Here is a 25,391-nt window from a genome sequence, read left to right on the forward strand (position 1 = left end):
GCTCTGGACCGCCCGAAACTGCTGTAGGGAAGGCCCGAATGTGCGCTGCGGCCCCCCCTGATGCAAGGCGCGGCCGGCCTGGCGGGGTCAGTTCGCCCGCTCGCCCGCCTTCCGTTCCACCGTGCCCAGGGCCTCCGCCAGGCGATGCGTGGCGCTGCCGGGGCGGGCGGGCTTCTGCTGGCTGTCATGCGGTGCCCAGCCGGTCAGCATCAGCAGGCGCAGGCCGGGGGCGAGGCCCTCCGGCCCCGAGGGCAGGGCGGCGGCGGCCATGGGGAAAAGCGCGCGGGGCGGGGTGCGCGGGTCGCGCGCCAGCACGGCATTGCCCTCCCCGGCCGCGCGGAGGTCGGCCAGCAGGGCCAGCGGCGTGCGATAGGCGATCGCCACCTCCTCCATATCCGCCACCGGCAGGGCGAAGCCGGCGCGCTGCAACAAGCCGGCGGCGTCCCGCAGCTCCGGGAAGGGGGAGATGCGGGGCGAAAGGCCGCCGCGCAGCGCGCTTTCCGCCTCCGCCAGGGCCTGGCGCAGCGGCTGCAAGGTGCCGAGGCCGGGTAGGGAGGCGAGGAAGAGCCCATCCGGCGCCAGCGCCCGCCGGATCTGGATCAGCGCCCCCGGCAGGTCGTTGACCCAGTGCAGCGACAGGGAGGCGACAATCAGGTCGAAGCTTTCGGGGGCAAAGGGCAGGAATTCCTCATCCGCCGCCACCGCCAGGCCGCCGGCCTTCGCCGCCATGGCGGGCGAGAGGTCGGCGGAGATCACTGAAGCAATGCCCCGCGCGCGCAGCAGCGGCGCCACCACGCCGCGGCCGCCGATCTCCAGCGCCCGGCTGAAGCGGCGCGTCGTATCGTCCAGCCGGTCCAGCAGCCGTTCCGCGCAATCCGCCAGGATCGGCGCCACCTGGTCCACCGTCGCCGCCGCCCTGTCGCGCCGGCGGCGGACCAGCCGACGGTCGAAAACCTGCATCGCATCCATCCCCCGCAGATGCGCCCGCTTCGCCCCGGCGGCAAGCGGGTCTAGCCTTTCGGCCAGGGATCAAGGACTCGCCACGCATGACGCCACGCATCGCCCCCGCCACCCTGAAGGCCTGGCTGCGGGAGGGAGGGGAACTCGCCATCCTGGATGCGCGGGAGGAGGGCGAGTTCGGCGCCGCGCACCTGTTCTGGGCTGTGCCCTGCCCCTTGTCCCAGGCCGAGCTGCGCGCGCCGGCCCTGCTGCCGCGGCGCGATGTGCGCGTGGTCTGCATCGATGGCGGGGAGGGCCTGTCGGATCGCCTGGCCGCCGTCCTGCAAAGCCTGGGCTGCACGGATGTGGCGGTGCTGGAGGGGGGCACGCCGGCCTGGGCGGCGGCGGGGTTCGAGACCTTCTCCGGCGTGAACGTGCCCTCCAAGGCCTTCGGCGAATGGGTGGAGCACCACTACGAGACCCCCTCCGTCGATGCAGCGGAACTCGCCGCCATGCAGGCGGCGGGCGAGGATCTGCTGGTGGTGGACAGCCGCCCGCTGGTGGAATTCCGCGCCATGTCGATCCCCGGCGCCACCAATGTGCCGGGGGCGGAGCTGGCCTATCGGGTGCCGTCCATGCTGGCGCGCCCCGGGACCACGGTGGTGGTGAACTGCGCCGGCCGCACCCGCTCCATCCTCGGCGCGGAGAGCCTCCGCCGGGCCGGGCTGCCGAACCGGGTGGTGGCGCTGCGCAACGGCACCATGGGCTGGGAGCTTGCAGGCTTCGCCTGCCATCGCGGCCGCGGGGAACGCTACGCCGAGGGCACCCCCGCCGATGCGGCCGAGAGTTTTGCGCGGGCGAAAAGCTTTGCCGAGGGGGCGGGCGTGCGCTGGACCGATCGCGCCGGGCTGGCCGCGATGCAGGCGGAGGGGGGGCGGACCACCTATCTGCTGGATGTGCGCGACCCCGCCGAATTCGCCGCCGGCCACCTGCCGGGCTCGGTCAGCGCGCCGGGCGGCCAGCTGGTGCAGGCGACCGATGGCTTTGTCGCGGTGCGCGGCGCCCGCCTGGTGCTGGTGGACGATACCGGCACCCGCGCCGCCATGACCGCCGGCTGGCTGCGCCAATTGGGTGGCTGGGAGGTGTCTGTGCTGACCGGCGGCCTTCATGGGCCGCTGGAGACCGGGCCGGTGGTGCCGCGCCTGCCGGAGGCGCTGCGGCCCGACCTCCAACGGGTGGCGCCGGATGCGGTGCGGGGCGGGCAGGTGGCGGTGGTCGATCTCGCCCGGTCGCTCGCCTTCCGGGCCGGCCATATCCCCGGCGCGATCTGGGGGGTGCGGACGCGGCTTGCGCAGGTGCTGCCGCGCCTGCCGGCCGGGCGGCCGGTGGCGGTCGCGGCGCCCTCCGACGACCTCGCCGCGCTGGGGGCGGCGGAACTGCGCGGGCTGGGCCTGGCGGAGGTCGCGGTGCTGGAGGGCGGCACGGCGGCCTGGCAGGCGGCCGGCTTCCCGCTGGATGCAGGGCGCACCGACCCGCCGGACGAGGCCTGCATCGATGCGCATCTGCGGCCCTATGACCGCAACAGCGGCGTGGAGGCGGCGATGCGCGCCTATCTGGCCTGGGAGATCGAGCTGGTGCAGGCGGTGGAACGCGATGGCGACGCCCCCTTCGGCGCCTGGTAGCGCCCTGTTCCGGCGCCTGGGCGGGGCGGCGCTGGATGCGCTGCTGCCACCCGGCTGCCTGACCTGCGAGCAACCCGTCGAGCGCCAGGGCACGCAATGCGCTGACTGCTTTCGCGGGCTGACCCGCGTCACCGCCCCCTTCTGCGCGCGCTGCGGCGTGCCCTTCATCCATGCCGGCCAGGCGGGGCCCGGCGGGCTCTGCCCCGGCTGCCTGGCGCGGCTGCCGGCCTTCGCGGCCGCCCGCGCGGCGCTGCGCTACGATGCCGGCGCGCAGCGGCTGATCCTGCCCTTCAAGCATGCCGACCGGCCGGAACTCGCCACCGCCCTGGCCGCGCTGATGGCGCAATCGGGCGCGGAGCTGCTGGCCCGCGCCGATCTGCTGGCCCCCGTGCCGCTGCATTGGCGCCGGCTGCTGGCACGCCGCTACAACCAGGCCGCCCTGCTGGCCCGGCGGCTCTCGGTGCTGTCCGGAAGGCCCTGCATCCCGGACCTGCTGCGCCGTCCGCGGCCCACCCCGCCGCTGGGCGATCGCGGGGAGGCGGAGCGCGCGGCGCTGCTGGTCGGGGCTTTCCGGCTGACCGCCGCCGGGGCGCGGCTTGTGGCGGGGCGGCGGGTGCTGCTGGTGGATGACGTGATGACCAGCGGCGCCACCGCGGAGGCCTGCGCCCAGGCCGTGCTGGCCGCCGGCGCCAGTGCCGTGGATGTGCTGGCCGCCGCCCGGGTGCCGGACCCGCGCCTGCAGGCGGAAGGCTGAGATATCAGGGAGGCTTGACCGCGGCCCCGCGCGGCCCGATTTCTGCACAATGGCCAAGATCGAGATCTATACCCAGGATTTCTGCCCCTATTGCGCCCGGGCGCTGCAGCTGCTGACCCGCAAGGGGGTGGCCTTCGAGGAGAAGTTTGCCCCGAACGGCTCCGATGCGCGGCGGGAGGCGATGGAACGCTCCGGCGGCCGCACCTCCGTGCCGCAGATCTTCATCGACGGCCAGCATATCGGCGGCTGTGACGATCTGATGGCGCTGGACCGCAAGGGCGGGCTCGACCCGCTGCTGGCGGGCTGATGCGCGGCGGGGCGGCATGATCCACTACCAGCTGCGCTGCAGCGCCCAGCACGAATTCGACGGCTGGTTCCAGGACAGCGCCGGCTTCGAGAAGCTGGCCGCCGCTGGCCTGGTGGAATGCCCGCATTGCGGCGGCACGCAGGTGACGCGCGCGCTGATGGCGCCGGCAGTCCGCAAATCCCGCAAGAAGGCCCTGCCGGCGCCGGTGGAGCAGGTGGCCCCGGAGGCCAAGCCCGCCGAGCCCCCCGTCGCCCCGCCGCCGGAGACTGGCGGCGGCATGTCCCAGCGCGTCGCCGCCGGGCCGATCCCGGCCCAGCTGCTGGCCATGCTGCAGCGGATGCGGGCCGAGGTGGAGAAGTCCTGCGACTATGTCGGCGAGGGTTTTGCCGAGGAAGCGCGCAAGATCCACAATGGCGAGGCCGAGGCCCGCGGCATCTATGGCGAGGCGACCGAGGCCGAGGCCGAGGCCCTGGCCGAGGACGGCATCGACATCGCCCGCCTGCCCTGGGTGCCGCGCGCCGACGGCTGAGAGAGGGCGCGGCGATGCTCGTCTTCAGCTACGGCATCCCCAAATCCGGCAGCACGCTGGCCTTCGAACTGGCCAAGGCGGTGGCCCGCCTGGGCGGGCATCGCCAGCGCAAGCAGCCGGAGGCGCTGCTGCCCGGCGGCCACAAGGTGAACTTCGCCCAGGATCTGACGGTGGCGGGGCTGCGCGGGCTGGCCGAGGCGGCCGGCTCGCGCATCCTGGTGGTGAAGACCCATGCCTGCCCCGGGCCGGACTGGGTGGCGGAGTATCGGGCGCTGGCGGCCCGGGGGCTCGTCTCCGCGCATGTGAACTGGCGCGACCCGCGCGATATCTGCCTCTCCCTGCTGGATGCCGGGCGGCTGGCCCGCAGCCGGGGCGAGCAGGCCTTCTCCGAATTCGTGACGCTGGAGGACGCCGTGGCGGGGGTGGGGCGCTACCTGGGCGAGCATGCGATCTGGGCCGGCCTGCCGGCCACCCTGGCGCTGGACTATGCCATCTGCGCCTTCCGGACGGAGGCGGCGGTGGAGGCGATCAAGGCCGATTTCGGCATCGCCTGCCCGAACTGGCTGGTGCGGCTCTGGGTGCAGCGCTTTGCCTTCACCTATCGCAACAAGGCGGTTCCGGCGCGGCATGTGGCGGAACTGACGCCGGACCAAGCGGCGGATCTGCAGCGCCGCTTCGCCCCCTGGCTGCCGGGCTGAGTGGCCGGTCGGGTGGCTGCCATTCACCATGCGAAATATCACCGCGCCTGGGCATAGGACTGCTCGGATCGCGCCTTGGCCATTCAGCAAGGTTTGTGAGTCAAGTCGTCGCGCGTCTGGTCGAAGCGGAACTTACTGGCCGCTTTGTCCACAAGTTTACCCCCGCAATTGTGGAAAACTCAGGCTGTGGCTGAACGGCTACAGCGGCGCGGCGGATTATATTTTCTCGCCTGAAGTGAACATTGGAAGAACACTCCTGCGGTGGCCGGTGCGGCCAGGGGTCCCACAGGACATTCCTCGACTTGTCCACAGATCCATCCACCGCATCCGGGGATAAGCGCGACTTGACCGCCCCGGCCCTGCCGCGCATCGCGAGGCCATGCCCCGCAAGCCGCGCACCCCGCCCTTTTCCCTGACCGCCCCCGAGCCCGTGCCGGAGGGCCTGCCCGGCCTGGCGCCCGAGCAGGGCGTGCGGCTGGTGCTGGAGGGGGCGGACCATGTGGCGGTGGAGGCGGCGGCCGCGGCGCTGCGCGCCTGCCTCGGCCCGCGCTTCGCGGTGACCGGGCGGCGCCTGGTGGAGCGGGGGTCCATGCTGCGCATCACCGGCGGGATCCGCATCGATCCCGCCGCGGCGCTGGATATGGTCGCCGGTGCTACGCCGGCCGCGCCATCGCCAGGTAGTTGACGCCGAGGTCGCGCGTTTCCCGCCACTGGCCGGTGGGGGTCATGCCCATCCCCGCCAGCTCCGTGATCCGGTAGCCGGCCGGGCGCAGGGCGGCGCCCAGCTCGCCGGGCGTGATGAACATCCGCCAGTCATGCGTGCCGATGGGCAGCAGCCGCAGCAGGTATTCGGCGCCGAGCTTGGCCATCAGGAAGGATTTCGTCGTGCGGTTGAGCGTGGAGAGGAAGATCGGCGCGCCGGGTCTTGCCAGGGCGGCGAGGGCGCCGAGGAACTGGGCGCGGTCCTCGACATGCTCGATCACCTCCAGCGCCACCACCGCGTCGAAGCGGGCGCCCTCGGCCAGCAGGTCCTCGGGCCCGCCCTGGCGATAGGCGATGGCCAACCCCCCGGCCTCGGCATGGGCGCGGGCGGCGGCCAGCGCGGCGCCGGCGGCATCCAGGCCCGTCACCTTGGCGCCCATCCGGGCAAAAGCCTCGGAAGCCAGGCCGGCGCCGCAGCCGACATCCAGAATGGTCTTGCCCGTCAGGTCGCGCCCGCCCAGGCGGTCCGCGATCCAGCCCGTGCGCAGCGGGTTCATCCGGTGCAGCGGCTTCATCGGGCCGTCCGGGTCCCACCAGCGGTCCGCCAGCGCGTCGAACTTGGCCCGCTCGGCCGCCAGCGTCGTGCCATTCATGGCTGCAATTCCCCGCCCTGGACCCGGACATGGTTGCCCGCCGGCCGTCCCCCCGTTATCTGTCCGCGCCCCGGCGAGGCGCAACAGGGGTTGCCTCGCCCGATCCCTTGGACCCACCCCCCGGACCCGAGCATGGCCCGCATCGTGATGAAGTTCGGCGGCACCTCCGTCGCCGATCTCGACCGTATCCGCAACGTGGCCAGCCGCGTGAAGCGCGAGGTGGAGGCCGGCCATGAGGTCGCCGTGGTGGTCTCCGCCATGTCCGGCGTCACCAACCAGCTGGTGAAATGGTGCCAGGAACTGTCGCCGCTGCATGATGCGCGGGAATACGACACGGTGGTGGCGACCGGTGAGCAGGTGACCATCGGGCTGCTGGCCATCGCGCTGCAGACGGTGGGCGTGGATGCGCGGTCCTGGCAGGGCTGGCAGGTGCCCATCCGCACCGACAATGCCCATGGCAAGGCCCGCGTCGAGTCCATCGAGGGCGCGCTGCTGATCGAGCGGATGAAGATGGGCCAGGTGCCGGTGGTGGCCGGCTTCCAGGGTATCGGTCCCGACAATCGCGTCACCACGCTGGGCCGCGGCGGGTCCGACCTTTCGGCGGTCGCCATCGCCGCGGCGGTGAAGGCCGATCGTTGCGACATCTACACCGATGTCGACGGCGTCTATACCACCGACCCGCGCATCGTCCCCCGCGCCCGCAAGCTGGAGAAGATTTCCTACGAGGAAATGCTGGAACTGGCCTCGGTGGGGGCCAAGGTGTTGCAGACCCGTTCCGTCGAACTCGCCATGAAGCAGCGAGTCCGGGTGCAGGTGCTGTCGAGCTTCGAGGACAAGCCAGGCTCGCTTGTCGTGGATGAGGATGAGATCGTGGAACAGCCCATCGTGTCCGGCATCGCCTATTCGCGGGACGAGGCCAAGGTGACGCTCCGCCGCGTGCCGGACCGGCCCGGCATCGCCGCCTCCGTCTTCGGCCCGCTTTCGGCGGCCAATGTGAATGTCGACATGATCGTCCAGAACCTGGGCGCCGACGGCACCACGGACATGACCTTCACCCTCGGCCGCACCGACCTGCCGCGCGCGCGGGACCTGCTGGAGAAGCAGCGCGAGCAGATCGGCTTCGAGGCGATGATCGCCGATCCCGATGTGGCCAAGATCTCCGTCGTCGGCATCGGCATGCGCACCCATGCGGGCGTGGCGTCGACCATGTTCAAGACGCTGTCGGAGAAGGGCATCAATATCCAGGTGATCTCGACCAGCGAGATCAAGGTGAGCGTGCTGGTCGCAGCCGACTATACCGAACTGGCCGTCCGCGCCCTGCACACCGCCTATGGCCTGGACGGCCCGGAACCCGCGCGCCGCGGCGAGGGCTGAGAGCATGGATGCGCTGACCCCTTCGGCCGCCCCCTCGGCCGCGAGCCTGGCCGCCCTGGATGCCCTGATGGCGCGCGGCGCGGCCTTCTTCGGCAGCCGCTACGCCATCATGGGCGGCGCCATGTCCTGGGTCAGCGAGCGCAACCTGGTCGCCGCCCTGTCGAATGCCGGCGCCTTCGGCGTGATCGCCTGCGGCGCGATGGAGCCGGACCGGCTGGCGCAGGAAATCGTCGCCACCCAGGCGCTGACCCAAAAGCCCTTCGGCGTGAACCTGATCACGATGCACCCTAGGCTGGACCAGCTGGTGCAGACCTGCATCGACCACAAGGTGGGCCATATCGTCTTCGCCGGCGGCATCCCGCCGGGCTCCGCCATCAAGGCGGCCAAGGATGGCGGCGCCAAGGTCGTGTGCTTCGCCCCGGCGCTGGCCTTGGCGAAGAAGCTGGTGCGATCGGGCGCCGATGCGCTGGTGATCGAGGGCAGCGAGGCCGGCGGGCATATCGGCCCCGTCTCGCTGACCGTGCTGGCGCAGGAGATCCTGCCGCATATCCGCGATGTTCCGGTCTTCGTCGCCGGCGGCATCGGGCGGGGGGAGGCGATCCTCTCCTACCTCGAGATGGGCGCCGCGGGCGCGCAGCTGGGCACCCGTTTCGTCTGCGCGACGGAATCCATCGCCCATCCGAACTTCAAGAAGGCCTTTGTCCGGGGCGCCGCGCGCGATGCGCTGCCGACGGTGCAGCTGGATGAGCGTTTTCCCGTCATCCCCGTCCGCGCCCTGCAGAATGGCGGCACCCGGCGCTTCCTGGCGCACCAGGCGGAGACCATCCGCCGCTTCCTGGCCGGCGAGGTGGAGAAGGCGGCCGCGCAGCTCGAGATCGAGCACTTCTGGGCCGGCGCCCTGCGTCGCGCGGTGATCGACGGCGATGTGGAGAACGGGTCCCTGATGGCCGGGCAGAGCGTCGGGCTGGTGACGCGGGAACAGCCGGTGGCCGAGATCGTGCAGGAACTCGTCACACAGGCCGCCATGGCTTTGGCGGCGCGGGAAGGTTAAAACGCTCGCGTGGCAGACGGGTGCGGCGCCTGGCAGAGCGCGGGCAGCTGAGATTCCGGACCGGAGCCACTGGAATCGCTTTGCGGGCCGAGGGGCCGCGCGGTAGGTGTCACAACCGTGGCTTATGACCTGAAACGCATCCCCCGTCAGAACGACACCAGTGGCGCCGAAGCGGCCCGGGTGGGTGAGGAGCTGCGCGACTCGCGCCTCTCGCTCGGCCTCTCGGTCGAGGAGATGGCGCAGCGGCTGCGCATCCGGAGGCCCTATCTGGAGGCGCTGGAGGAGGGCCGCATCCGCGACCTGCCGGGGCCGGCCTATGCGGTGGGCTTCGTGCGCGCCTATTCGGTGGCGCTGGGCCTCGATGCCGATGAGATGGTGCGCCGCTTCCGCGACCTCTCCGGCGCCGCGGTGAACCGCAAGACCAACCTGGTCTTCCCCGAGCCGGTGCCGGAACGCGGCGTGCCGGCGGGTGCCGTGGTGGTGGTGGGCGCGGTGCTGGCGATCGGCGCCTATGTCGCCTGGTACAATGTCTCCGGCCAGGGCAATCGCACGGTGGATGCGGTGCCGCCGGTGCCGCAGCGGCTGGAGGCCGCGGTGGAGCAGGGCCGCGCCCAGCTGCCGGGCCGCGAGGCAAGTCGCGCCCCGGGCCCGGTCGGCGCACTGCCGATGGGCGCGCTGCCGCCGCCGGGTGGCCTGGCGGCGCCGTCGGGACCTGCCGCCAATACCTCTGCCCAGGCGGCCACCGTGCCGCCGCCCCCGGTGGTGCCGCCCGCCCCCGTGGCGGCCGCGCCGGCCCCGGCGGCTGAACCCGCCATCGTCATCCCCGGCCTGCCGGAGGGCACGCGTGTGGCGCTGCGCGCCCGCGCCGACAGTCCCGACGGATCCTGGGTCCAGGTGCGGGATGGCCGCAGCGGCCAGGTGCTGCTGAACCGCGTGCTGCGCCCGGGCGAGGCCTGGGGCGTGCCGCTGCGCGACAACCTGCTGCTGGACACCGGCCGGGCCCAGGGCCTGGATATCGTGGTGGATGGCGTGGTGTCCGAGGTGCTGGAGGGGCAGGTGGGCGTCCGCCGGAATATTCCGCTCGCTCCCGACCGTCTGCGCCAGCGGCCCAATGGCCCGACCGCCTCCATCACACCCATCCGGTAGCGCCCCCCTGTGAGACTGGGCCTGGGCACCCTATGCTGAGGGGGCAGACGGCAGCGTTCAGGGAAACCCCATGTCCTACCGGCCTTACCAGGAGATCACCCGCCGCAAGTCGCGGCTGATCCATGTCGGCCGCGTGCCGGTGGGCGGTGGCAGCCCCATCACCGTGCAGACCATGACCAATACGCCGACCGAGGATGCGGCGGCGACCATCGCGCAGATCCGCAAGTCGGAGCTGGCCGGCGTCGATATCGTCCGCGTCTCCGTCCCCACCGAGGAAGCCACCGCCGCGCTGGCCGAGATCGTGCGGGAGGTGAATGTGCCCATCGTGGCCGATGTGCATTTCCACTATCGCCGCGCCATCGAGGCGGCGGAGGCCGGCGCCGCCTGCCTGCGCATCAACCCGGGCAATATCGGGTCGAAGGAGCGGGTGAAGGAGGTGGTGAAGGCCGCCCGGGACCACGGCTGCTCCATCCGCATCGGCGTGAATGCGGGCAGCCTGGAGAAGCACCTGCTGGAGAAGTACGGCGAGCCGAACCCGGAGGCGCTGGTGGAATCCGCCCTCTGGCACGCCGACCACCTGCTGCAGGAAGGCTTTGATAACTTCAAGATCAGCGTGAAGGCCAGCGACGTCTTCCTGGCGGTCGCGGCCTATCAGCAGCTGGCGGAGGCCTGCGACCATCCGCTGCATATCGGGATCACCGAGGCCGGCGGGCGGCGGGCGGGGACGGTGAAATCCGCCATCGGGCTGGGCTCACTGCTCTGGGCCGGCATCGGCGATACCTTGCGGGTTTCGCTGAGCGCCGAGCCTGAAGAGGAAGTCGCGGTGGGCTGGGACCTGCTGAAGTCCCTGCATATCCGCCATCGTGGCGTGAAGGTGATCTCCTGCCCCTCCTGCGCCCGGCAGGGCTTCGACGTGATCCGCACGGTGGAGAAGCTGGAGGACCGGCTGTCCCATATCGACCAGCCGATCAGCCTCTCCATCATCGGCTGCGTGGTGAACGGGCCCGGCGAGGCGCTGATGACCGATATCGGCCTGACTGGCGGCGGGGCGGGGACCCACATGGTCTATGGCATGGGCAAGACCAGCCATACGGTGAAGACCGAGGAGATGGTCGAGCATATCGTGCAGCTGGTGGAAGCGCGGGCCGCGAAGATGAAGGCGGAGAAGGCGGCGGAAGCCGCGGCGGCCACCGCGGCCGCGCCGGCGCAGGCGGCGGAATAGCGCCATGCACCCCTCGGTCCTCGCGCACCAGGCGGAGATCGCGGCGCTCTGCCGGCGCTTCGGCGTGACCCGGCTGGAGGTCTTTGGGTCCGCCGCGCGGGGGGAGGATTTCGATCCGCAGCGCAGCGATGTGGACCTGCTGGTGCAGTTCACGCCCGAGGCGCGCTTCGACTTCGCCAAATTCGCCGATCTGAAGGATGCCCTTGAGGCCGTGTTCGGCCGCCGGGTGGACCTGATCGACCGGCCTGCAATCGAGAAGAGTCGGAATGCGTTCCGGCGTGGCCGCATCCTCGGGGATGCCCAACTGCTGTTTGCCGCGTGACTCGGACGCCCCGTGACGACGCCGCACTGCTGCGCGACCTGTTTGAGGCCGCCCAGGCGGCGCTGCGCTTTGCGGAGGGGCTGGACGAGGCCGCCTTCCTCCGCAGCGAGTTGCACCAACAGGCGATCATCCGGGTCGTTGCCATTGTCGGCGAGGTGGCCTGGCGGATGACGCCCGGCTTCAAGGCCGCCCATCCGGATATTCCCTGGCAGGCGATGGCGGGCATGCGGCACCGGATCGTGCATGACTATGCCGATGTGGATCTCGACCTGGTCTGGCGGGTCGTGGTGCACGAATTGCCGCCCCTGGTCTCCCGCCTGCGCGCCCTGTTCCCGCGGGATGGAGGCGCCTGAGGCGCCAGCCTCTTGCCGCCGCCCGCGCGGCGTTCTACCCGCCTCGCCATGGCAAACCCTCCGCTCCAGCCCGTCCGCGGCACCCGTGACCTGATCGGCGAGGATTTTCGCGCGCATCACCACGTGATCTCGGCCGCCCGGCGCATCACCGCGCTCTATGGCTATGAGGAATGGGCGACGCCGATCTTCGAGGCGACGGGCGTTTTCGCCCGCAGCCTGGGCGAGACCTCCGACGTCGTCTCCAAGGAGATGTATTCCTTCGAGGATCGCGGCGGCGATTCCATCACCCTGCGGCCCGAAAACACCGCCGGCATCTGCCGCGCCCTGGTCTCCAACGGCCTGACCCAGTCCAACCTGCCGCGCAAGGTCTTCTATGCCGGCCCCATGTTCCGCTACGAGCGCCCCCAGAAGGGCCGCTACCGGCAGTTCCACCAGATCGGCGCCGAGGTGCTCGGCGCGGCGGAACCGCTGGCGGATGCGGAGGTGATCGCGGCCGGCTGGCACATCCTGCAGGACCTCGGCATCAGCGAGGGCGTGGTGCTGGAGATCAATACGCTGGGCGACGCGGAAAGCCGCGACGCCTATCGGGCCGCGCTGGTCGCCCATTTCACGGCGCACCAGGAGGGTCTTTCGGCCGACAGCAGGGTTCGGCTGGAGAAGAACCCGATGCGCATCCTGGACAGCAAGGATGAGGGCGACCGGCGCATCGTCGCGACGGCGCCGACCATCGAGCCCTTCCTGACCGAAAAGGCCTCGGCCTTCTTCGAGGCCGTGCTGCGCCACCTCGAAACCCTCGGCGTGCCAACTCGGAAGAATCCGCGGATCGTGCGGGGGCTGGACTACTACAGCCACACCGCCTTCGAATTCGTCACGGACCGCCTCGGCGCCCAGGGCACCGTCATGGCGGGCGGCCGCTATGACGGGCTGGTCGAGGAGATGGGCGGCCCGGCCACCCCCTGCGTCGGCTGGGCGGCGGGGGTGGAGCGGCTGTCCATGCTGCTGGCCGCGGCACCGCCGGCGCCGCGCCCCGTCGCGGTGATCCCGGTGGGGGAGGCGCAGGAGGCCGCGGCGCTGGGCCTTTTGCAGGACCTCCGCCGCGCCGGGGTGGTGGCCGAGATCGCCTACAAGGGCAATCTCAAGCGGCGGATGGAGCGGGCGAACAAGCTCTCGGCCCGCGCCGCCCTGATCCTGGGCGAGGATGAGCTGGCGCAGGGCCAGGTGCAGCTGCGCGACCTGGATGCCGGCAGCCAGGCGACCATCCCGCTCGCCGAGGCGGTCGCCCGCCTTTCCGCATGAGCCTGCCGCAAAAACTCGACCGGCTGCTGAGCCGGGCGGATGAGCTGCGGCATGCGCTGAACACCGCGGATGGCGCGCAGGTCGGCGCGCTCTCCAAGGAACTGTCCGAGCTGGAGCCGCTGGTCGCCAAGGTCTCGGAATACCGCGCCGCCGAAAAGGCGCGGGACGAGGCCGAGGCGATGCTGGCGGACCCGGAGATGCGGGAGCTGGCGGAGGCCGAATTCTACCAGCTGCGCGACAGCCTGCCGCAGATGGAGCGCGAGATCCGCCTGATGCTGCTGCCGCGCGATGCGGCGGACAGCCGCAGCGCCATCCTGGAAATCCGCCCCGCCGCCGGCGGCGATGAGGCCGCACTCTTCGCCGCGGAGCTGTTCGGGGCCTATCAGCGCTACGCGGCGACGCAGGGCTGGCGCTTCGAGATTCTGGATTATGACGCCAGTGACCTTGGCGGCGTGAAGGGCGCGACCGCCGGCATCGAGGGCCGCGGCGTTTTTGCGAAATTGAAGTTCGAGAGCGGCGTGCATCGGGTGCAGCGGGTGCCGGCGACCGAGACCCAGGGGCGCATCCATACCTCCACCGTCACCGTGGCCGTGCTGCCGGAGGCGGAGGATGTGGACGTCCACATCAACGAATCCGACCTGCGGATCGACACCTACCGCGCCTCCGGCGCCGGCGGGCAGCATGTGAACAAGACCGACAGCGCCGTCCGCATCACCCACATCCCGAGCGGGGTGGTGGTGGCGATGCAGGAGGAGAAGTCGCAGCACAAGAACAAGGCCAAGGCCATGAAGGTCTTGCGCGCCCGGCTCTATGAGGCGGAGCGCGCCCGGCTGGCAGGCGCCCGCGCGGCCGATCGCAAGGGCCAGGTCGGCACCGGCGACCGCTCCGAGCGCATCCGCACCTACAACTTCCCGCAAGGCCGGGTGACCGACCACCGCATCGGCCTGACGCTCCATAAGATCGACCGCGTGATGCTGGGCGAATTCGAGGAGATCATCGGCGCCCTGACCGCGGAGGATGAGGCCGCCCGCCTGGCCGCCGAGGGCGAATGACCGCCTGCGAGCCCGGCGAGTCGGTCGGCGCCTTCCTCTGCCAGGCCGGCCAGGTGCTGCGGGCGGCCGCCATCGAAAGCCCTCGGCTGGAAGCGCGCCTGCTGCTGGGCCACGCCATGGGCGCGACGCCCGAACAGCTTTTGCGGGATCCCCGCGCCGCGGTGCCGCCGGAGGCGGTGGCCCGCTTCGGCAAGGCGCTGGCCGCACGGCTGGCGCATGTGCCGATGGCACATATCCTGGGGCGGCAGGGGTTCTGGACGCTGGATCTCGCGGTCTCGCCGGCCACGCTGATCCCGCGCCCCGACTCGGAATCGCTGGTGGAGGCGGCGCTGGAGGCCTTTCCGGAGACCGCGGCACCGCTGCGCGTGCTGGATCTCGGCACCGGCACGGGCTGCCTGCTGCTGGCGGTGCTGTCCGAGCGGCCGAAGGCCTTCGGCATCGGGGTGGACCGGGCGCCGGCGGCGGCGGCGCTCGCGGCGCACAATGCGGCGGCACATGGCCTGGCCGGGCGCAGCGCCTTCCTCGCCGGGGATTGGGCCACCGCGCTGGCGGGGCGCTTCGACTTGGTGCTGTCGAACCCGCCCTATATCGAATCCGAGGCGATTCCCGGGCTGATGCCGGAGGTGGCACGGCATGAGCCGGCGCTGGCGCTCGATGGCGGCGTGGACGGCCTGGCCGCCTACCATTCCCTGGCCGCGGCCCTGCCCGGGCTGCTGGCGCCGGGCGGCGTGGCCGTGCTGGAACTGGGGCAGGGGCAGCGCCAGGCGGTGGAAGGGCTGGCCGCGGCGGTCGGCCTGGCGGCGATCTCCTGCCGCCGGGACCTGGGCGGCGTGGAACGCGCGCTGGTTCTCGCAAAAAAACCGTTTGGCGGTCGGCCCGCGGCGGATTAAGTTGCTCGGGCGGCGTGGGGCATGCGGATGCGGCCCCCCTCCGCCGGCAGAAGCGGCCGGGCGTAGGCGATGCTGGGCGGTTCGCCCTTTTCGCATGCCGGCCAGCCGCGACGACGCAACCCGATAATCCAGCGTTCCCGGCGGGGCCTGCCCCGATCCGGCGGCGCGATTGCGAGACGGCGAACGCCATCACGATGAACATGAAACGCATGCGCGGCCGTGGCGGTAATCGCCATGGTGGCGGGGGCGGCGGCGGCGGTGGGCCGTATCGCCAGGGCGGTGGCGGCGGGGGCGGCGGCGGAGGTGGCGGCGGTCACCAGCCCATGAACCGCAACCACATCTTCGACAGCAATGGCCCGGATATGCGCCTGCGCGGCACCGCGCAGCAGCTGTTCGAGAAGTATCTGCAGCTCGGCCGGGACGCGACCGGCGCCAGCGACCGGGTGATGGCGGAAAGCTACTTCCAGCACGCCGAGCACTATTTCCGCATCCTGAACGCCATGAGCCAGGCCCAGCAGCAGCAGGGCGGCCAGCCCTATCCGCCGCAGCGCCGCTACCAGAATGGCCCGGACCAGGAAGGCGGTGAGGCGGCGCCGCAGGGCGAGGCCGCGGAGGGCGCGGTGACCGTGGCCCAGTCCAGCCCCTATGGCCACCAGAACGGCAATGGCCAGGACCGCCATGCGGAGCGCGGCGCCGACCGGGGTTCCGACCGGGGCTCCGACCGGTCCATGGACCGCGACCGCGACGACACCGGCATGGACCAGCGCGACGAGCGGGACGAGCGCGACGGCTGATCGCGTTCAGGCAGGCGGTTCCGCTTCAGGCGGCGCGGTGCTGCTTCTCAGCCCTGCGCCGCGTCGCTGACCACCACGCCATCCACCAGCCGGATCTGGCGCGTGGCGCGGCGGGCCAGGGCGGCGTCGTGGGTCACCACCACGATCGACCGCCCCTCCTCCTGCGTCAGACGCCCGAAAATGTCGAAGACGGCGCCGGCATTCACGCTGTCCAGATTGCCGGTCGGCTCGTCGGCCAGGATCAGGGCCGGGTCATTGGCCAGGGCGCGGGCGATGGCGCAGCGTTGCCGCATGCCGCCCGAAAGCTGCTCGGGCAGTTTATGCCAGGCCTCCGCCAGGCCGAAGGCCTCCAGCAGGCCCATCGCCCGGTCCCGCGCGGCGGCGCCGTGCAGGCGGCCGAGCCGCCGGATGGGGATCAGCACATTGTCCAGCGCGGTGAATTCCGGCAGCAGGAAATGGAACTGGAAGACGAAGCCCAGCTTCGACAGTCGCAGCCCGGCCAGCTCCGCCGCCGGCAACCGGGCCGTGTCGCGCCCCTCCAGCAGCACCTCGCCCTGGCTCGGCCGGTCGAGCAGGCCAAGCAGATAGAGCAGCGAGGATTTGCCGGAGCCGGAGGGGCCGGTCACGGCGATGAACTCGCCCGGCCGGATGGTCAGCGACACATCCCGCACCAGCACCGCGCCCTCCGGCAATTGGCGCGTGGCGTCGCGGGCTTCCAGCAGCGGCGGGGCCTCCATCACGCCGCGCCCCGCACCACCTGCACCGGATCCAGCCGGCTGGCCCGCCGCGCCGGGATGACGGAGGCCGCCGCGGCGGCAACCAGGGCGAAGAGGCTGGCCAGCAGATAGAGCCGGACATCCCGGTCCAGCAGGAACTGCCCCTGGCCGGAGGGCGTCTGCACGCCGAAGCGGATCAGCGCCAGGCCCTCGATCATCAGCGCGCCCAGCACGCAGCCCACCAGGGCGCCGAGCAGCCCGGCGACGATGCCCTGCACCAGGAACAGCAGCTGGATATCGCCCTCCGTGAAGCCCAGCGACTTCAGGATGGCGATGTCCCGGGTCTTCTCGATCACGACCGTGGAAATCACGTTGTAGATGCCGAAGGCGGCGACCAGCAGGATGGCGCCCGTGACGGAAAACATGATGGCGTTCTGGATGACGAAGACGGTCAGGATATTGGCCGACTGCTCCTCCCAGCTCTCCGTCCGGTCGCCGAAGCGGGATTCGATCTGCCGCGCCAGGGGTTCGGCCTGGGTCACATCCGCCAGGCGGACCAGGATCTGGTTCACCACATTCGGCCGGTCCGCCAGCACCTGCGCCACCTTCAGCAGCGCGAAGGCATGGCCCTGGTCCACCGCCTGGATGCCGGTGCGGAACAGCCCGACCACCTTCATCGACAGCACGGTGCCGGAAGGCGCAACGGCCGAGAGCGTATCGCCCATGCCGATTCCGAGCCGCCAGGCCAGCGCCTCCCCCACGATGATGCCATTGGCGGAGCGGCGCAGATCCTCCAGCGTGCCGGCGATCATGTCCTTCTCGATGTTGGAGACGCGGCGATGCCGCTCCGGCTCCAGCCCCGTCAGCACGGCGGAGACGTCGCGCGATCCGTAGCGCAGCAAGGATTGCGCCTGCAGCACGGGGGCGGCGGCCACCCCCTCCATCGCCTCCAGGATCGCCACCTTCTGGCCGGCATTGCGGATGCCGCGCACGCGGTCCCGCGGCTTCACCCCATGCACCAGCACCGCGCCATCCGGATGCGCGAGCTCCGCCGCCTGGGCGGCGGGGCGGCGGGTTTCGTCCTTGATGGTGATATGCGGCGAGACGTCGATGATCTGGGTGACGAAATAGGTCTGGAAGCCGCGCATGATGGCGGCGGTGGCGATGAAGAAGGCGACACCCAGCGCGATGCCGGTGACCGAGACCAGGGTCTGCCGCAGCCGCCGCGTCAGCATGCCGCGCGCCAGGTCCAGCAGCAGCCTCATGGGGCGGGCTGGGCTTCCAGCCGCACCGGGCGGCCGTCCTGCAGGCCCTCGGGCGGTGACAGCACCACCGCCTCGCCGGCCGCCAGGCCGCGCAGGATCTCCATGCTGCGGGGCGATTGGACGCCGATCTCCACCTCCCGCCGCTGCGCCACCTCCTTCTCCACCACCCAGAGATGGGCGCGGCGGGTGGTGCCCGGCGGGGCGGCGGGGGGCGCGGTGGGGGAGGAATCGCGCGGCGCCGGCGGCAGCACCACGGCGGCGGGGGGCACCAGCACGGCCTCCGGCGCCTCCCGCAGCACGATATTGGCCTCCACCGTCATGCCGATCAGCAGGGGCGTGTCGTCCGGCAGGGCGAGGCGAACCCGATAGGCCTTGCGGACCGTGTCGCCCTTCGGCGTGATCTGCGCGACATGGCCGACCATGGCACGTCCGGGGAAGGCATCGGCGCGCAGCAGGGCGCGCTGGCCGAGCCGGATCCGGGCGATATCCTCCTCATCCACCTCCGCCGTGATGCGCAGCGGCCGCGGCTCGCCGACCCAGAAGAGCGAGGCGGGGGTGTCCACAACCTCGCCCACCTCGGCATCCCGGCGCAGCACCACGCCATCGGTCGGCGCGCGCACCACGTAATCGTCCAGCCGCTGGCGGGCGGCGCGGGCGGTGGCCTCCGCCGCCTGGGCGTCGCGCTCGGCGCGTTCCAGGCTGGTGCGGGCGGTGATGTCGCGGGCGACCAGGGTGCGGGTGCGGGCCAGGTCCTCCACGGCGAAGCGGGCGCGGGCCTCGGCCTCCGCCGCCAGCGAGCGGGCCTGGCGGTCATCGAGCCGTGCCATGGGCTGGCCCTCCGTCACCCTCTCCCCTTCCTGCACCAGCACCTCGGTCAGCCGGGCGCGGGTGGCGGGGCCGATGCGGGCCCAGTTCACCGGCTCCACATTGCCGGTGCCATAGACCGCCTCCAGCGCCGTGCCTTGCGTCGCCAGCGCGATGGCCACGCGCGGCGGCAGCCCGTACCGGACCCAGGCCGCCGCCCCCGCCGCGGCGAGGAGGACGAGGAGGAGGAGAAGCCGACGCATCTGGCAGCAGCTACTAGCAGCTTGGCGCGCCGCGGTCATGGGAGGGTTCGGAGGCGGGTTGTCCGCAGGCGCGGGGAAGGCTATACGGCGCGGCTGTTGGTGCGCCGACATAGCTCAGCGGTAGAGCAACTGATTCGTAATCAGTAGGTCCCCGGTTCAATCCCGGGTGTCGGCACCACTCTTCCCCAGTTCCCTCTGCCGCACGCGTCACCTGATAGCGAAGCCCTGCCATCTGCGCCCGGCGCAAGGGCGCCTCGCACGCATCGCGCCAGTGTAATCCACTTCACAGCCCGGCCCGCGCCGCAGGCCCATGCTGCGCCCCCAGGGCGCTCGGCATGGGGCCAAGGCGCCCGGCGCAGGAGGCGGGGCATGAAAAGGGTCGGCGAGGCCGGAGGACGGCAAAGGCGGGGGCGGTGGCGCGGCGCGATGGCGGCGCTGCCGATGCTGGGCGTGGCGGCCGGCTGCGCGCCGGAGTTGCCGGACCTGGCGGTGGAGCCGCAATGGGCGGCCGCCATGGCGCGGTTGTCCATGTTCGGCATCTACCCGGCGCGGGAGGATGTCATGGTCGGCGACCTCCTGCTCTATGTGCCGGCACGTGGCGGCGGCGGGCCGGTGGAGGGCGAGATCGCGCGCACGCTGGCCACCCGCCTCGCCAGCCCGCCCTGCTGGCTGCTGATGCGCGAACTCGGCTGGCAGGGCCGCGAAAGGCCGCGGCTACAGCCGATTCCCACGGCCAGTTCCGCCGAACAGACCGCCCCGGCCAACCCTGCGGTGCGGCCGGAGACGGCGGGCACCGGCTATGGCGCGCAGGGCGACGTCTGTTCACGCGGCGAAAGGGGCAATTTCGAGATCGGCAGCAGCGACGATCTGCGGGCCACGCCCGCGGTGCGCCTGCAGCGCGCCGAGGTGCCGAAGCTGACCGTGGCGCGGCTGACCGAGGGGCAGCTCTCCGGCCAGGGTATCTTCGGCCCGGTCGGCGCGACGCTCGGGCTCAGCGCCAGCGGCAATACCGCGCTGACGGTGGAGCTGAAGAACCTGGAGACGCTGCGGCTCGACCCGCCGCGCGTCAGCGACCTGCTGCGCCAGCTGCTGGTGCGCGACTTCCGGCATTGGCAGGGGGAGGTGGTGCCCGAGGAGGGGCGCGAGCGGATCCGCCGGGGGGACGCCCGGCTGGCCCTGCAGGACCGCGAGCACCGCTTCCACCCGGCCGACCTGATCCGCGCCCTGGATCAGCGCAGCAGCCGCGAAAGGCCGCTGGCGACGCTGGCCTGCGCCGGGGATTTCGCGGCGCTTGCCCGCCACGGCGCCCGGGTGATCGCGGTGAACGACGTCATGTATGCGCGCAATATCACCTTCTCCTTCAACCGCAGCTCCGGCGCGGCGGCACGGCTGGCGCTGGATCTGCAGGAGGTGCTGGGCCTCGGCCGCGCCACGGTGCCGGGCGCGGCGCCCGGCCCTTCGCCCGATGCGGCCGCGGCTGCGCCGGATCCGGCCGCAGAGGCGCGCAAGGTGGCGGAAGACAGGCTACGGCGGCTGCGCGCGTTGGCCGGCGCCGCGCCGGGCGCCGATGCGGCGGTACGGGCGGAGTTCATCGTCAGCAGCACGGGTGAGCTGGCGCTGTCCACCACCACCGCGCGGCCCCTGGCGGTGGGCTTTGCCGCCGCGCTGGAATACCCGATCGAGCACGCCCTGATCCCCACCGCGGAGTGGCAGATCGCGGAGGCGCAATCGGTTTGCGGCACGCTGGTGCACCAGCCCATGTCGGCCCGCACCGAGGCCCTGCTGCGGGGCAACCTCGCCTGGCTTCACGCGACCAGCGAGATGACGGCGAGCCACGTCACGGCCCTCGCGCAGCAATCCCACCCGCTGCCGCCGGGCGTGGCGCCGAGCCGGCACCTGCTGGCGCCGATCTTCCCGCGCCAGCGCTGAGCAGGGCGCGGGGCTGCCCGCGCCCTATCCCCCCGTTAGCAGGAAATCCCGCAGCTGGGTCACATGCGGATCCCCTGCCAGCCCGGGCCGCGTGTGCAGGACGAAGGCCCAGGATCCGGGAAGCTGGCGCGGCGCGAAAAGCCGCACCAGGCGCCCGGCGGCCAGTTCCGCATCCAGCAGCGGCACGCGGCCCAGCGCCACGCCGGCGCCCGCCAGCGCCGCCGCGATCACCTGGTTGAAGCTGCTGAAGCGGATGATCCGGCCCTGCGCCGGCGGCAGGCCCAGCAGGCCCAGCCAGTGGCGCCAGTCCATCTCCGGGCTGGCGCTATGGGCTTCCTCCAGCAGGCTCTGGCCCAGCAGCTTCTCCGGCGTGTCGATCCCGCCCAGCGCCGGGCTGCAGACCGGGAACATCACCTCCTCGAACAGGATCTGGTCCGGTGGCCGCACCGCGCCGGCGCGCAGGCGCAGGATGGCCAGGTCGATCCCCTCCCGCTGCAGGTCGGGCCGTTCCTCCTCCACCGCGCGCATGGTCCAGGCCGTGCTCGGGTGGCGCCCGGCGAAGGCGGCCAGCCGCGGGGCCAGCCAGAGCGAGGCGAAGGACCCGTTCGCCGCCACGGTCAGACGGGGGCGGGCCCGGCGCGCCCGGCTGCGGATCGCATCGCAGGTCTCGCCGAGCCGCGTCAGCGCCTCCTCCACCGCCAGCAGCAGCTCGGCGCCCTCCGGCGTGGGTTCCGTGCGGCTGTGGCCGGCGCCGTTGCGGGCGCGGGTCAGAAGTGGCGTCCTCAGCTCGGCCTCCAGCGCGCGGATCTGGTGGCTGATGGCGCTGGTGCTGACATGCAGCGTGGCTGCGGCTCGCGCAAAGCCGCCCTCCCGCGCCACCGTGGCGAAGGCGCGCAGGGCGGCGAGGGGCGGAAGGCGGGGCGGCATCGCCGTTCACTATTGCTCAACAGCAGATGAGAAACCAGCATTTGCCGGCAGGCCCGCGCGGGGCCAGCCTGCCGCCGGGCCCGCACGGATTCCCCCGCGGCCCCAGGGATGCGCGGCATGTATTTCGATCTTCGCCTCTGGCAGCTGACGGCCGGCCTGCGGCTGGGCCTGGCGGGGGGCGTGCTGCTCGGCCTGCTGGCGCTGGCCGCCGGCATCGCCCGCTTCGCCTTCCTGGGCGTGGCCCTGGCGCGGGTCTTCGCCGGCGGGACGCTGGCCAGCATCGCCTGGCCGCTGGCGGGCGCGGTGGCGGCCGTGCTGGTCCGCGCGGTGCTGGACCATGCGCGGGCGGTGCAGGCCAACCGCCTGGCGGCCGCCGTGCAGGGCCGGCTGCGCGGCCTGCTGTTTGACCGCATCGCCGCCCTCGGCCCGGCCTGGTTCGCGGGAGAGCGCACGGGCGGCGTCATGCTCTCCATGGTCGATGGCGTGGAGCAGCTGCAGACCTTCTTCGGCCAGTATGTGCCGCAACTCGCCATCGCCGCCTGCGCGCCGGTGGCGATCTTCCTCTTCATCGCCTTCTGGGACGTGCCGGTGGCGCTGGTGCTGCTGGTGGCGGCGCTGGTCACGCTGGTGCTGCCGGCGCTTGTGCATCGCTGGGACCGGCGCGCGGCGCTGGCGCGCCAGAAGGCCTTCAAGGCCTTCGGCAGCGAGTTCCTGGACGCGGTGCAGGGCCTGCCGACGCTGCAGGCCTTCGGCCAGAGCCGCTCCTATGGCGAGAAGCTCGCGGACAAGGCCCGCGCGCTGTACCGCAGCACCTTCTGGGTGCTGGCCATGGGCGTGCTCACGCGCGGCATCACCGATACCGGCATGGCGCTGGGCGCGGCGCTGGCGCTGATCCTCGGCGCGCAGCGTGTGGGCGCGGGCGAGATGAGCCTGGAGGCGCTGCTGGTGGTGCTGATGGCGGGCACGGAGATCTTCCGCCCGCTGCGCGACCTGCGATCGGTGCTGCACCAGGGCATGGTGGGGCAGTCCGCCGCCATCGGCATCAATGCGCTGCTGGAGGCGCGGCCGGCGGTGGCGCCGGGCGGGGCTGTGCTGCGGCTGGGCGGCGAGGACCCGGCCCCCTCCATCGCCTTTCAGGATGTGCGCTTCGCCTATCCCGGCGGCCGCGCGCCCGCGCATGACGGGCTGGATTTCCGCATCGCGGCCGGGGAGCGCGTCGGCATCGTCGGGCCGAGCGGCGCCGGCAAATCCTCCATCCTGCGGCTGCTGCTGCGCCAGCACGATCCGCAATCCGGGCGCATCGCCATCGGCGGGCAGGATGTGGCGGGGCTCGATCCCGCCGGCATCGCCGCGCAGGTGGCGATCGTGGCGCAGGACGCCACGCTGTTCCATGGCACCATCGCGGAGAACCTCCGCCTCGGCCGGCCGCAGGCGAGCCAGGCGGAGATGGAGGCCGCCTGCCGTGCCGCCAATGCGCACGATTTCATCCTGGCCCTGCCAGGCGGGTACGAGGCGGTGATCGGCGAGCGCGGCGCGCGCCTGTCCGGCGGCCAGCGCCAGCGGATCGCCATCGCGCGCGCCCTGCTGCGGGATGCGCCGATCCTGATCCTGGACGAGGCGCTGTCCTCGGTGGATGCGGAGAACGAGGCGCTGATCCAGCAGGCGCTGGACCGGCTGATGCAGGGCCGCACCACGCTGATCCTGGCGCATCGCCTGTCCAGCGTGATCGGTGCGGACCGCATCCTGGTGCTGGACCAGGGGCGGGTGGTGGAAAGCGGCAGCCATGCCGCGCTGATCCGCCAGGACGGCGTCTATCGCCGCCTGATGGCGGGCCAGGCCTCGGAGCGCGGCGCAGGCGCGATGCCGGACCGGCTGGCGACGCCCGAGGCCGCAGGCGCCGCCGCGCCGGAAGCCCAGGCCGCGCCGCAAGTGGATCTGGGCGCGGAGGCCGCAGCGGTCGGCTGGGGCGAGACGCTCTCCAGCCTGCTGCGCACCATCCTGCCCTGGCGCTGGCAGATGCTGCTGGTGGTGCTGCTCGGCATCCTGCGGGTGGCGGCCTTCATCGGCGTCGGCGTGCTCGGTGCGCTGCTGATCGCGGCGCTGCGGGACGGGGCGTCGCTCTCCGGCCTGACCATCGCCCTGCTGGTGGTGGCGCCGCTGGCGGGGCTGCTGCACTGGCTCGAATCCTGGCTGGCGCATGACATCGCCTATCGCCTGCTGGCGGAGATGCGGATCGACCTGTTTGCCCGGCTGGATGCGCTGGGCCCCGCCTATCTGATGCGCCGGCGCAGCGGCGACCTGGTGGCGCTGGCCACCACGGATGTGGAGACGGTGGAGTATTTCTACGCCCATACCGTGGCCCCCGCCGTGGTGGCGCTGCTGGTGCCGCTGACGGTGCTGGCGGTGCTGGCCGCCATCGCCTGGCCGGTGGCGCTGGCGCTGCTGCCCTTCCTGGCCTTCGCCGCCCTTTCCCCGCTGCGCGGCCGGGCGCGGATCGACCGCATGGGCTCCGCGGCGCGGGAGGCGCTGGGCGCGCTGGGCGCGCATGTGACGGAGACCATCCAGGGCCTGGGCGACCTGCTCGCCTTCCGCGCCGTGCCAGCGCGGCGGGAGGGGTTCCAGGCGCGCATCGCCGCCTATCAGCGCCAGCGCCTGGCGCTGCTGGACGACCAGTCCCGCGCTTCGGCGGAACTGGAGGCCGCGACCGGCCTCGGCGGCATCGCGGTTGCGGCCATGGGCGCGGTGCTGGTGGCGCAGGGCATGCTGGCCGCCGGGCTGCTGCCCGTGCTGATCCTGCTGGCCATCGCCGCCTTCCTGCCGGTGTCGGAGATCGCCCAGGTCGGCCGGCAACTGGCCGATACCATCGCCTCCACCCGCCGCCTGCGGGTGGTGGAGCGCGAGGTGCCGCTGGTGGCGGATGGCAGCCTGCGGCCCGCGCGCCGCCCCGGCGGTTCCGACATGGCCTTCGAGGGGGTGCGCTTCACCTATCCGGGCCGGTCGACGCCGGCGCTCGATGGTGTGGAGCTGGCGCTGGAGGCCGGGCGCACCGTCGCGCTCGTCGGCCCCTCCGGCGCCGGCAAGTCCACCGTTGCCAGCCTGATGCTGCGCTTCTGGGACCCGGATGCGGGCCGCGTCACGCTCGACGGGGCCGATCTGCGCAGCCTGTCGCTGGAGGCGCTGCGCCAGCACGTCGCGCTGGTGGCGCAGGACACCTACCTGTTCAACGACACGCTGGAGGCGAATATCCGCCTGGCCCGGCCGGAGGCGACGGCGGCGGAGCTCGACCTCGCCTTGCAGCGCGCCGCCCTCTCGACCTTCGTCGCCAGCCTGCCGCAGGGGCTGGCCACGCCGGTCGGGGAGCGTGGCGTGCAGCTGTCCGGCGGCCAGCGCCAGCGCATCGCCATCGCCCGTGCCTTCCTGAAGGATGCGCCGGTGCTGGTGCTGGACGAGGCGACCTCGCATCTCGACGCGATCAGCGAGGCGCTGGTGCGCCAAGCGCTGGAGGCGCTGATGGCGGACCGCACCGTGCTGGTCATCGCGCACCGGCTGTCGACCATCCGCAATGCCGACCGGATCGTGGTGATGGAGCGGGGCAGGGTGGTGGAGGCCGGCCCGCATGCCGCGCTGCTGGCCCGCGGCGGCGTCTATGCCCGGCTGGTCGCCTGGCAGAGCGCGGCGGCGGCGGAGTAGGGGGGCGCCCAGCGCCGGATCCGTCCGAAAGGA

24 protein-coding genes and 1 tRNA gene are annotated in these 25,391 nt (G+C 72.4%); 19 read left to right on the plus strand and 6 right to left on the minus strand.

Annotated elements, in window-relative coordinates; all coding sequences use genetic code 11:
- Window positions 1–87 precede the first annotated feature (87 nt).
- Window positions 88–960 carry a methyltransferase domain-containing protein gene (locus ACTIF1_RS19235; RefSeq protein ID WP_439598077.1) on the minus strand — a complete coding sequence of 291 codons (873 nt, stop codon included), beginning with the start codon at window positions 958–960 and terminating at the stop codon, window positions 88–90.
- An 86-nt stretch (window positions 961–1,046) separates the two neighbouring features.
- Here ACTIF1_RS19235 and ACTIF1_RS19240 point away from each other — a divergent pair, with 86 nt between their 5' ends.
- From ACTIF1_RS19240 to ACTIF1_RS19265, 6 genes are all read left to right on the plus strand, one after another.
- Window positions 1,047–2,621, plus strand: a complete 1,575-nt coding sequence (locus tag ACTIF1_RS19240) for a rhodanese-like domain-containing protein (protein ID WP_439598078.1) — start codon at window positions 1,047–1,049, stop codon at window positions 2,619–2,621.
- Window positions 2,593–3,375: a double zinc ribbon domain-containing protein gene (locus ACTIF1_RS19245; protein ID WP_439598079.1), complete on the plus strand. Its 783-nt coding sequence runs from the start codon at window positions 2,593–2,595 to the stop codon at window positions 3,373–3,375. The genes ACTIF1_RS19240 and ACTIF1_RS19245 overlap by 29 nt, the downstream gene beginning before the upstream one ends.
- 49 nt (window positions 3,376–3,424) lie before the next feature.
- On the plus strand, window positions 3,425–3,682 hold the full coding sequence (gene grxC, locus ACTIF1_RS19250; RefSeq protein WP_439598080.1) for a glutaredoxin 3: 258 nt from the start codon (window positions 3,425–3,427) through the stop codon (window positions 3,680–3,682).
- 16 nt (window positions 3,683–3,698) lie between these two features.
- The gene (locus ACTIF1_RS19255) at window positions 3,699–4,211 is read left to right on the plus strand and encodes a DUF1178 family protein (protein ID WP_439598081.1); all 513 of its coding nucleotides are present in this window, start codon (window positions 3,699–3,701) and stop codon (window positions 4,209–4,211) included.
- A 14-nt stretch (window positions 4,212–4,225) separates the two neighbouring features.
- On the plus strand, window positions 4,226–4,909 hold the full coding sequence (locus ACTIF1_RS19260) for a hypothetical protein (RefSeq protein ID WP_439598082.1): 684 nt from the start codon (window positions 4,226–4,228) through the stop codon (window positions 4,907–4,909).
- Window positions 4,910–5,288: 379 nt separating this feature from the next.
- Window positions 5,289–5,594 (plus strand): hypothetical protein, encoded by a 306-nt coding sequence (locus ACTIF1_RS19265; protein WP_439598083.1) that lies wholly within the window; start codon window positions 5,289–5,291, stop codon window positions 5,592–5,594.
- On the opposite strand, the gene ubiG is transcribed toward ACTIF1_RS19265, so the two are convergent.
- Window positions 5,563–6,264, minus strand: a complete 702-nt coding sequence (ubiG, locus tag ACTIF1_RS19270) for a bifunctional 2-polyprenyl-6-hydroxyphenol methylase/3-demethylubiquinol 3-O-methyltransferase UbiG (protein WP_439598084.1) — start codon at window positions 6,262–6,264, stop codon at window positions 5,563–5,565. The genes ACTIF1_RS19265 and ubiG overlap by 32 nt on opposite strands.
- Before the next feature lie 132 nt (window positions 6,265–6,396).
- Here ubiG and ACTIF1_RS19275 point away from each other — a divergent pair, with 132 nt between their 5' ends.
- From ACTIF1_RS19275 to ACTIF1_RS19320, 10 genes are all read left to right on the plus strand, one after another.
- Window positions 6,397–7,638, plus strand: coding sequence for an aspartate kinase (locus tag ACTIF1_RS19275; RefSeq protein ID WP_439598085.1), 1,242 nt, complete (start codon window positions 6,397–6,399; stop codon window positions 7,636–7,638).
- 4 nt (window positions 7,639–7,642) lie between these two features.
- Entirely contained in the window at window positions 7,643–8,689 is a 1,047-nt protein-coding gene (locus tag ACTIF1_RS19280) for an NAD(P)H-dependent flavin oxidoreductase (protein ID WP_439598086.1), read from the plus strand.
- 117 nt (window positions 8,690–8,806) lie between these two features.
- A complete protein-coding gene (locus ACTIF1_RS19285) occupies window positions 8,807–9,835 on the plus strand; it encodes a helix-turn-helix domain-containing protein (protein ID WP_439598087.1) in 1,029 nt (342 codons plus the stop codon).
- A 70-nt stretch (window positions 9,836–9,905) separates the two neighbouring features.
- Window positions 9,906–11,057 carry a flavodoxin-dependent (E)-4-hydroxy-3-methylbut-2-enyl-diphosphate synthase gene (ispG, locus tag ACTIF1_RS19290; RefSeq protein WP_439598088.1) on the plus strand — a complete coding sequence of 384 codons (1,152 nt, stop codon included), beginning with the start codon at window positions 9,906–9,908 and terminating at the stop codon, window positions 11,055–11,057.
- Between the two features lie 4 nt (window positions 11,058–11,061).
- On the plus strand, window positions 11,062–11,379 hold the full coding sequence (locus ACTIF1_RS19295) for a nucleotidyltransferase family protein (RefSeq protein WP_439598089.1): 318 nt from the start codon (window positions 11,062–11,064) through the stop codon (window positions 11,377–11,379).
- On the plus strand, window positions 11,376–11,732 hold the full coding sequence (locus ACTIF1_RS19300) for a HepT-like ribonuclease domain-containing protein (protein ID WP_439598090.1): 357 nt from the start codon (window positions 11,376–11,378) through the stop codon (window positions 11,730–11,732). Before ACTIF1_RS19295 ends, ACTIF1_RS19300 begins: the two co-directional genes overlap by 4 nt.
- A gap of 48 nt (window positions 11,733–11,780) precedes the next feature.
- Window positions 11,781–13,028, plus strand: coding sequence for a histidine--tRNA ligase (gene hisS, locus ACTIF1_RS19305; RefSeq protein ID WP_439598091.1), 1,248 nt, complete (start codon window positions 11,781–11,783; stop codon window positions 13,026–13,028).
- Window positions 13,025–14,080 (plus strand): peptide chain release factor 1, encoded by a 1,056-nt coding sequence (prfA, locus tag ACTIF1_RS19310; protein ID WP_439598092.1) that lies wholly within the window; start codon window positions 13,025–13,027, stop codon window positions 14,078–14,080. The genes hisS and prfA overlap by 4 nt, the downstream gene beginning before the upstream one ends.
- Window positions 14,077–14,970: a peptide chain release factor N(5)-glutamine methyltransferase gene (gene prmC / locus ACTIF1_RS19315; RefSeq protein WP_439598093.1), complete on the plus strand. Its 894-nt coding sequence runs from the start codon at window positions 14,077–14,079 to the stop codon at window positions 14,968–14,970. The genes prfA and prmC overlap by 4 nt, the downstream gene beginning before the upstream one ends.
- Before the next feature lie 323 nt (window positions 14,971–15,293).
- Window positions 15,294–15,764, plus strand: coding sequence for a DUF4167 domain-containing protein (locus ACTIF1_RS19320; RefSeq protein ID WP_439598094.1), 471 nt, complete (start codon window positions 15,294–15,296; stop codon window positions 15,762–15,764).
- Between the two features lie 47 nt (window positions 15,765–15,811).
- Here the strand turns inward: ACTIF1_RS19320 and ACTIF1_RS19325 are convergent, their stop codons facing one another.
- Genes ACTIF1_RS19325 through ACTIF1_RS19335 form a run of 3 tightly spaced genes read right to left on the minus strand, consistent with a single transcriptional unit; the run spans window position 15,812 to window position 18,812 of the window.
- Window positions 15,812–16,501 carry an ABC transporter ATP-binding protein gene (locus ACTIF1_RS19325; protein WP_439598107.1) on the minus strand — a complete coding sequence of 230 codons (690 nt, stop codon included), beginning with the start codon at window positions 16,499–16,501 and terminating at the stop codon, window positions 15,812–15,814.
- Window positions 16,501–17,745 carry an ABC transporter permease gene (locus ACTIF1_RS19330; protein ID WP_439598095.1) on the minus strand — a complete coding sequence of 415 codons (1,245 nt, stop codon included), beginning with the start codon at window positions 17,743–17,745 and terminating at the stop codon, window positions 16,501–16,503. Before ACTIF1_RS19330 ends, ACTIF1_RS19325 begins: the two co-directional genes overlap by 1 nt.
- Entirely contained in the window at window positions 17,742–18,812 is a 1,071-nt protein-coding gene (locus tag ACTIF1_RS19335) for an efflux RND transporter periplasmic adaptor subunit (RefSeq protein ID WP_439598096.1), read from the minus strand. The genes ACTIF1_RS19330 and ACTIF1_RS19335 overlap by 4 nt, the downstream gene beginning before the upstream one ends.
- 103 nt (window positions 18,813–18,915) lie before the next feature.
- Here ACTIF1_RS19335 and ACTIF1_RS19340 point away from each other — a divergent pair.
- Window positions 18,916–18,990 (plus strand) — tRNA-Thr (locus tag ACTIF1_RS19340).
- Between the two features lie 191 nt (window positions 18,991–19,181).
- Complete coding sequence (locus tag ACTIF1_RS19345; RefSeq protein WP_439598097.1) at window positions 19,182–20,741, plus strand: hypothetical protein; 1,560 nt, start codon at window positions 19,182–19,184, stop codon at window positions 20,739–20,741.
- Window positions 20,742–20,765: 24 nt separating this feature from the next.
- Here ACTIF1_RS19345 and ACTIF1_RS19350 read toward each other — a convergent pair whose 3' ends face one another.
- Window positions 20,766–21,668, minus strand: a complete 903-nt coding sequence (locus ACTIF1_RS19350; protein ID WP_439598098.1) for a LysR substrate-binding domain-containing protein — start codon at window positions 21,666–21,668, stop codon at window positions 20,766–20,768.
- Between the two features lie 117 nt (window positions 21,669–21,785).
- Between ACTIF1_RS19350 and ACTIF1_RS19355 the strand changes: the two genes are divergently transcribed.
- The gene (locus ACTIF1_RS19355; RefSeq protein ID WP_439598099.1) at window positions 21,786–25,358 is read left to right on the plus strand and encodes an ABC transporter ATP-binding protein; all 3,573 of its coding nucleotides are present in this window, start codon (window positions 21,786–21,788) and stop codon (window positions 25,356–25,358) included.
- Window positions 25,359–25,391 lie beyond the last annotated feature (33 nt).

The sequence above is a fragment of the Falsiroseomonas sp. genome (assembly GCF_051860665.1).
Classification (GTDB): domain Bacteria; phylum Pseudomonadota; class Alphaproteobacteria; order Acetobacterales; family Acetobacteraceae; genus Falsiroseomonas.